Consider the following 1,302-nt stretch of genomic DNA (forward strand, 5'->3'; position numbering starts at 1 on the left):
CGGGGGGGGGGCCCCCCCCGGCCCGGGCGCCCGCCGGGGGCCCCCCCCCCCCCCCGCCCCCGCCCCCCGCCGCCGTCCAGGACGGGCGGGCCGTCCAGGACGGGCGCGGCGGGCACGGGCACGACGGGCACGGGCACGGGAAGCACGGGCAGGCCACCGCACCGGAGCGGGTGCTCACGAACAGCGCGCTCGTCCGCGCGTCCAGGGAACTGGTGGAGTCGGCCCGGCGGCACGGGAACCAGCGCGTGACGATGGTGATCATGGAGCGGGCGGGCACCATCCGGCTGGTGGTCCGGACGCGCAAGTCGGGCCCGCAGACCTACGTGTCGGCCAAGGCCAAGGCGTACACGGCGGTGGCGTTCGGGCAGCCCACGAGCGCCCTGGCCGGGAACGAGACGATCAAGCAGATCCCGGGCACGCTCACGCTGCCCGGCGGCGTCCCCGTCCTCTACAAGGGCTTCCCGATCGCGGGCATCGGCGTGGGCGGCGCACCGGACGGGCGGATCGACGAGGCGATCGCCAACGACGTGCTGGCGGCCATCGGCCGCTGACCGCGGGGCGGGGCGGGGCCGGCGGCGGCAGACTCGGCGGTAACGCGTTCGCTTCCCCGAGCCAAGTGGGGGTGAAGCGGCGAGAGGGAGTGAGCGCATGGCCGGATCCGACGACGGCCTCGCCCGCGTGGGACGCGACCCAGCGGCGTTCGAGGAGTTCTACCGGCGGTACGTCGAGGCGGTGGGCCGGTTCGTGGCCCGCCGGGTCGACGACCCACACACCGCCGCCGACCTGACCGCCGAGGTGTTCCTCGCGGTCATCGAGTCGGCGCACACCTACCGGCCCGCGGCGGGCTCGGAGGTCGGCTGGCTGTTCGGGGTGGCCCGCAACGTGGTCGCGGCCGAGCGGCGCCGCGCCGCCCGGGAGCGCCGCACGACGGGCCGGGAGGCGGGACGGCGGCGGCTGGAGGCCGACGACATCGCGGCGCTGGTGGAGCGCATCGACGCCGAGGCGGCGGGCCGCCGCACCCACCAGGCGCTGGACGCGCTGCCGGAGGGCGTGCGCGCGGTGCTGGAACTGATCGCGGTGGACGGGCTGACGGTGACCGAGGCCGCGGCGGCGCTCGGCATCCGGCCGGTGACCGCGCGGGTGCGGCTGCACCGGGCGCGGCGGGCGCTGCGCGACCTGGTGCCGGAGGCGGGCAGGGCGCTCGCGTACGCGAAGGAGGGCGCATGAACGGGTACGAGGAGCGGATCCTGTCGGAGCTGAAGGCCGTGGTCGCCGAGCGCGCCGCGGCGCGGGGGGGGGGTC

The 1,302-nt window shown here is 77.8% G+C and carries 2 protein-coding genes; both read left to right on the plus strand.

Translation table 11 applies throughout. From position 1 onward, the window contains the following. The coding region (locus ABZ914_RS51480) for a GlcG/HbpS family heme-binding protein (RefSeq protein ID WP_500201829.1) at positions 1-551 on the plus strand (551 nt) is incomplete at its 5' end. A gap of 97 nt (positions 552-648) precedes the next feature. Then, on the plus strand, positions 649-1,227 hold the full coding sequence (locus tag ABZ914_RS51485; protein ID WP_500201830.1) for an RNA polymerase sigma factor: 579 nt from the start codon (positions 649-651) through the stop codon (positions 1,225-1,227). The last annotated feature ends 75 nt before the right edge of the window (positions 1,228-1,302 follow it).

This window comes from Spirillospora sp. NPDC046719, from assembly GCF_040645715.1.
Lineage (GTDB): Bacteria > Actinomycetota > Actinomycetes > Streptosporangiales > Streptosporangiaceae > Spirillospora.

What these genes read in the sequence shown, in the direction of transcription:
- ABZ914_RS51485 (WP_500201830.1), top strand. Translation starts at nt 649, where the DNA reads ATGGCCGGATCCGACGACGGCCTCGCCCGCGTGGGACGCGACCCAGCG.